Origin of the sequence: Micromonospora sp. CV4, assembly GCF_003667455.1 — a bacterium.
GTDB lineage: Bacteria > Actinomycetota > Actinomycetes > Mycobacteriales > Micromonosporaceae > Micromonospora.
In genome coordinates, this window is record NZ_RCVI01000177.1 from 1 (window position 1) to 6,277 (window position 6,277).

The following is a 6,277-nucleotide window of genomic DNA, read 5'->3' on the forward strand; positions in this document are numbered from 1 at the left end:
CCTCGGTGGTGGTGCTCGACCCCACCCCGCAGCGCCGGCAGGTCGCCGAGGCCCTCGGCCTGGAAACCCTCGACCCGGGCTCGGACGACCCGGCGGCGGTGCTCAAGACCCGCTGGGCGCACACCGCCGGCGACCGGGGCGCCGACGTGGTGTTCCAGTGCCGCGGGCAGGCGTGGGCGTTGCAGCTCGCGCTGCGGCTGCTGCGGCCGCAGGGCACGGTGATCGACCTCGCCTTCTACCAGGGCGGCGCGGACGCGGTCCGGCTCGGCGAGGAGTTCCACCACAACGGGCTGTCGCTGCGCTGCGCGCAGATCGGTCGGGTGCCGCGCGGGCTCGCGCCCACCTGGGACCGGGAGCGGCTCTCCGCCGAGACCGTCGACCTGCTCCGGGCGTACGGGGACGTGATCCGCAAGCACGTGGTGTCGGCGGTGGTGCCGTTCGACGAGGCGCCCACCCTGCTCACCGACCTGGCCGAGCGCCGCCGCCAGGAGCTTCAGGTGGTGCTGACCGGCTGACCTGGCGGCGGAGCGCGCTTCCCGGGTGACGGGACGGGCTACCGTTCCCGCCATGAGCACCCCTGACGCCCGGCCCGTCGGCCTGGCCGCGCTGCTGCCGTACCTGCGCGAACACCGCGGCACGCTCGCCGTGGTGGGCGTCCTGTCGCTGGCCGGTGCGGCGGCGTCGCTCGCCCAGCCGCTGCTCACCCGGTCGGTGCTCGACCGGGTGGGCGCGGGCCGCGCGGTGACCGAGCTGGTGGCGGTGCTGGTGGTGCTGGTGGTGCTCGGCGCGGCGATCGGCGGGCTGCGCGACTACCTCCTGCAGCGCACCGCCGAGGGGCTGGTGCTGGGCACCCGGCGGAGGCTGGCCGGGCACCTGCTGCGGCTGCCGATCGCCGAGTACGACCGCCGGCGCACCGGCGACCTGCTCTCCCGGGTGGGGTCGGACACCACCCTGCTGCGCGCGGTGGTCACCTCCGGGCTCTTCGAGACGGTCACCGGGGCGGTGATGGTGGTCGGCGCGGGCACGGCGATGGTGCTGCTCGATCCGCTGCTGTTCGGCGTCACCCTGGTCGGCGTGGGGCTGGGGCTGGGCTTCGCGGCCACCTTCGCCCGGCGGGTCCGGGCGCTGGCCCGTGCCGCCCAGGAGCGGATCGGCGAGATGACCTCGGCGGTGGAGCGCGCCATCTCGGCGGCCCGGACCATCCGGGCCAGCCGGGCCGAGTCCCGCGAGGCGGACACCGTCACCGGCAGCGCCCGGGCGGCGTACGGGGCAGGCCTGCGGGTGGCCCGGGTGCAGGCGGTCGTCGGGCCGATCGGCTCGGTCACCGTGCAGGGCGCCTTCCTGCTGGTGCTCGGCATCGGCGGGGCCCGGGTGGCCGCCGGCGCGATCACCGTCGGCGACCTCGTCGCCTTCGTCATGTACCTGTTCTTCCTGGCCCTGCCGCTGGCCCAGGTGTTGCGTGCCTACACCCAGCTGCAGACCGGCCTGGGCGCGCTGCAACGGATCGAGGAGATCCTCGCGGTGCCGGCGGAGGGCGCGGCGGACCGGCCGGTGGAGACCGCCGGAACGACGACCCCGCGCCACCCCGCCCCGATGATCGAGTTCGACCGGGTGGGGTTCGGCTACCCGGGCGGCGAACCGGTGCTGCACGAGGTGAGCTTCGCGGTGCCGGCCGGCACCCGCACCGCCCTGGTGGGCCCCTCCGGCGCCGGGAAGTCGACCCTGCTGGCCCTGGTCGAGCGCTTCTACGAGGTGAGCGACGGCGCGGTCCGGCTGGACGGCACGGACGTGCGGGAGCTGCCCCGCGACCTGCTGCGGGCCCAGCTCGGGTACGTCGAGCAGGAGGCCCCGGTGCTGGCCGGCACTCTGCGGGAGAACCTCCTGATCACCACCCCGGACGCCACCGACGACCGCCTGCACGAGGTCCTCGACAAGGTCAACCTGGCGCATCTGGCGCACCGCTCCCCGCAGGGCCTGGACGTCCAGGTGGGCGAGGGTGGCGTGCTGCTCTCCGGGGGCGAGCGGCAGCGGCTGGCCATCGCCCGGGCGCTGCTGGCCGGCCCGCCGGTGCTGCTGCTCGACGAGCCGACCAGCAACCTCGACGCGCGCAACGAGATCGCGCTGCGGCGCGCCATCGACGCGGTCGCCGTCCGCCGGACACTGTTGATCGTGGCGCACCGGCTCGCCACCGTGGTCGACGCCGACCAGATCGTCGTCCTCGACGGCGGTCGGGTGGTGGCCGTGGGCACCCACGCCGAGCTGACCGCCACCGACCCGCTCTACCGGGAGCTGGCCACCCATCAGCTGCTGGTCGGCTGACCCGACAGCGCCGGCTTCGACATGCCGCCCGCCGGCCGGGCGACCGGGCGGCAAAAGCCGGCCGGAATCGCGTACCGTTGCCGCTCATGGGTGTGTCGCAACGGTTCAAGAGCAAGTTCCGGCGTTTCCTCCAGCGCCCGGGCTCGACGGTGGATCTTGCTCCGCTGGAGAAGCTGCTGCCGGCGATCGAGGCGCGCGAGGCTGACCTCGCCGCGCTGGACGACGCCGAGTTGACCGAGGCCGCCAATGCGGCGACCGGCTACGAGGAGATCTGCGCGGTCGGCCGCGAGGCCGCCCGCCGCGGCCTCGACCAGCGGCCGTACGACGTGCAGCTGCTCGGCGCGATGGCGCTGCTGTCGGGCAAGGTCGCCGAGATGGCCACCGGTGAGGGCAAGACCCTGACCGCCACGATCGCCGCGTACGGGCACGTTCGGCTCGGCAACGGGCCGGTGCACGTGCTGACCGTCAACGACTACCTGGCCCGCCGCGACGCCGAGTGGATGGAGCCGGTCTACACCCTGCTCGGCCTGCGGGTCGGCTGGGTCAACGAGGCGTCCAGCCCGCAGGAGCGGCGCGACGCGTACGCCTGCGACGTCACGTACGTGTCGGTCAGCGAGGCGGGTTTCGACTACCTGCGCGACCAGCTGGTCACCGACGTGGCCGACCGGGTGCAGCCGCCGCTGGCCACCGCGATCGTGGACGAGGCCGACTCGATCATGATCGACGAGGCCCGGGTGCCGATGGTCCTCGCCGGCTCGGTGCCGGGCGAGCAGGACCCGGTGCACGCCGCCGCCGCGCTGGTGCGCGGGCTGCGCAAGGGCAAGCACTACACGATCCCCGAGGACGGGCGCAGCGTGGCGTTCACCGCCGCCGGCCTGGCCGCCGTCGAGGCCAAGCTCGGCATCGACCTGTACGACGAGGAGCACGTCGAGCAGCTCTCCGCGGTCAACGTGGCGCTGCACGCGCACGCCCTGCTGCACCGCGACGTGGACTACATCGTCCGGGACGGCTCGGTCGAGCTGATCGACGAGATGCGCGGTCGGGTGGCCCAGCGCCGCCGCTGGCCGGACGGGCTCCAGGCGGCGGTCGAGGCCAAGGAGGGCCTGGACGCCACCGCCGAGGGTGAGGTGCTGGGCACCATCGCGATGCAGGCGTACATCGCGCTCTACCCGAGGGTCTGCGGGATGACCGCCACCGCGGTGCTGGTCGGCGACCAGCTGCGGGAGTTCTTCGGCCTCGAGGTGGCGGTGATCCCGCCGAACACCCCGTGCGTGCGCGAGGACGAGCCGGACCGGATCTACGCCACCCGGGCGGAGAAGGACGAGGCGCTGATCGACGAGATCCGCCGCTGCCACGAGGTGGGGCGGCCGGTGCTGGTCGGCACGCTGGACGTCAAGGAGTCCGAGGGGCTGGCCGCCGGGCTGAACGCGGCCGGGGTGCCCTGCGTGGTGCTGAACGCCAAGAACGACGACGAGGAAGCGGCGATCATCGCCGAGGCCGGCGCGTACGGGGCGGTGACCGTCTCCACCCAGATGGCCGGCCGGGGCGTGGACATCCGGCTCGGCGGCAGCGACCAGGCCGACCAGGAGCGGGTGGCCGAGCTGGGCGGTCTCTACGTGATCGGCAGCGGCCGGCACGACAGCCGCCGGGTGGACGACCAGCTGCGCGGCCGGGCCGGCCGACAGGGCGACCCGGGCGGCTCGGTGTTCTTCGTCAGCCTGGAGGACGACCTGGTCGTCCGGCACGCCGCCGACGCGGTGCCGGCGTCCCCGCGGATGAACGCGGACGGCCTGGTCACCGACGACGAGGTGGATTACGCGGTGGAGCACGCCCAGCGTGTCGCCGAGGGCGTCAACCACGAGATCCACCGCAACACCTGGCGCTACAGCGTGGTGATCGAGCAGCAGCGCAAGGCCCTGGCCGAGCGTCGGGAACGGCTGCTGACCAGCGACGTGGCCGCCCTGATGCTGCTGGACAAGATGCCCGAGAAGGCCGGCGAGATGGACGAGGACCTGCTCGCCCGGGCGGCCCGGTCGATCGCGCTCTACCACGTGGACCGGCTCTGGGCCGAGCACCTGGCCGAGCTGTCCGAGGTCCGGGAGGGCGTGCACCTGCGGGCGCTGGGCCGGCTCGACCCGCTGGACGAGTTCCACCGGGCCGCGGTGCCGGCGTTCAACAACCTGATCCCGGAGATCGAGGCGCGCACCCTCGCCACCTTCGCCGAGACCGAATTCGACGAGGACTGGCAGGCCGACGACGGCGCTCTGGTCCGCCCGACCGCGACGTGGACCTACCTGGTGCACGACAACCCGTTCGGCTCCGAGCTCGACCGGCTGATCGCGTCGATCGGGCGGCGGCTCAGCGGCGCCTCGCGCTGAGCGTCGGTTCAGCGGCTTCCGGGGTCCCTGTAGCGCATCCGCGCGCCGCAGGGGCCCCGATTTACGCCGTTTCGACCCGGCTTTGCGAGGGTAGTAGGGCTGGTCGGTCCAGTCGGGAGAGAGCAGACGATGACACAGGTGACGATGCTCGCCGAGCAAGCGCGGGGGCGTACGGGGGCTGCGGACCGGTGAACCTGGACACGCGGGAGCCGATGCTGCAGAGCCTCGGTGTGCTGGAGACTGCCGCGCTGCTGCGCGAGCTGACCGCCGGCCTGATCACGCTGACCGATTTCGATGAGGCGCTGCTGGCGCTGGTGCGGGTCACCCGGGACGCGGTGCCCGGCGTGCGCTGGTGCGGGTTCACCGCCCTGCGCGCCGGCGAGCCCGCCGGGGTGGCGGCTTCCGACGAGCGGCTGGCCGGCCTGGACGACCTGCGGCACGGGCCCGACTCGCCGGCGATGAGCGCGATCCGGCGGCGGGAGATGATCCTCGCCGTGGACCTGGCCGGGGAGCCCCGCTGGCCGGCCTGGACGGCGCGCGCCCGCGACCTCGGCGTCCGCGGCGTGATCTCCGCGCCGGTGGACATCGACGACCAGGTGATCGGGGCGATCAACCTGTACGCGGCCGCGCCGGACCTGCTCACCCCCCAGCATCAGTTGACCGCGATGCTGCTGGCCGAGCACGCCGGCCTGCTGCTGGCCGCCGTCCGGGACCGGAGCCGCCAGCTCGCGCTCGCCGGCGAGCGGGACGCCTCGCTGCTGCACGAGGGGGTGGTGGGTCAGGCCATCGGCGTGATCATGACGCAGCGCGGGTGCCCGCCGGCCGAGGCGCTGGAGGTGTTGCGCACGGCCGCGTCCTCGTTGGCCATCCCGCTGCGCGAGGTGGCGGAGCGGCTGGTCCGGACGGTCTCGCGGCAACGCGACAACTGACCCGACCGCGGTGCCCGTTCTCCCGGTCGGTGGCGAGTCGGTCGTCCCTGTTTCGCCGTTGCAGACCTCGGGTAGCACTCTGGTACTGGTGAGCTGCGCCGACCCGGGGGAGGACCGATGCAGAGCCGGCTGCGCGTGCAGGGGCACCCCATCCAACCGATGCTGGTGACGTTCCCGCTCGGGCTCTTCGTCAGCGCCACCATCTTCGATCTCACCGACGTCATCGGTGGGCCGGCCTTCCTCGGCGAGGTCGGCTACTGGACCAGCGTCGCCGCCCTGTTCGCCGCCGCGATGACCGCGGTCGCCGGCATGGTCGACCTGTGGGACGTACCGGGTGACCGCACCCGCCGCACCGCCGTCGCCTTCAACCTGGTGAACGCGACGATGGCCGCCATGTTCCTGCTCACCTGCCTGATCCGGGCGCAGTCCCCGCAGCGCGGCGCGTCGGTCGCGATGCTCGTCACCGAGCTGGTCGCGCTGGCCGTCGGTGGGGTCGGCGTGCACCTGGGCGCCCGGCTGATGCGCCAGTTCGACGCGCGCCGCCGCGCCGAGGTGGGCACGTTCGACGCGCTCGGCGGGGTGAGCGGCTCCACCGTCGAGGTCGTCCGCCCCCGCCCGTGACACCGCCCGCCCCGCTGGTCTGATCCGGGC

The 6,277-nt window shown here is 74.0% G+C and carries 5 protein-coding genes; all 5 read left to right on the forward strand.

Annotated features, from left to right (window positions below):
- Positions 1 to 515 (forward strand): zinc-binding dehydrogenase (locus tag EAD98_RS04600; protein ID WP_147457330.1); only part of this gene is annotated, 515 nt, incomplete at its 5' end.
- Between the two features lie 52 nt (positions 516 to 567).
- Positions 568 to 2,319 (forward strand): ABC transporter ATP-binding protein, encoded by a 1,752-nt coding sequence (locus tag EAD98_RS04605; RefSeq protein ID WP_121652825.1) that lies wholly within the window; start codon positions 568 to 570, stop codon positions 2,317 to 2,319.
- 86 nt (positions 2,320 to 2,405) lie between these two features.
- The gene (gene secA2 / locus EAD98_RS04610) at positions 2,406 to 4,697 is read left to right on the forward strand and encodes an accessory Sec system translocase SecA2 (protein ID WP_121652826.1); all 2,292 of its coding nucleotides are present in this window, start codon (positions 2,406 to 2,408) and stop codon (positions 4,695 to 4,697) included.
- Positions 4,698 to 4,885: 188 nt separating this feature from the next.
- On the forward strand, positions 4,886 to 5,626 hold the full coding sequence (locus EAD98_RS04615) for a GAF and ANTAR domain-containing protein (RefSeq protein ID WP_121652827.1): 741 nt from the start codon (positions 4,886 to 4,888) through the stop codon (positions 5,624 to 5,626).
- A gap of 117 nt (positions 5,627 to 5,743) precedes the next feature.
- On the forward strand, positions 5,744 to 6,247 hold the full coding sequence (locus tag EAD98_RS04620) for a DUF2231 domain-containing protein (RefSeq protein WP_121652828.1): 504 nt from the start codon (positions 5,744 to 5,746) through the stop codon (positions 6,245 to 6,247).
- Positions 6,248 to 6,277: the final 30 nt, after the last annotated feature.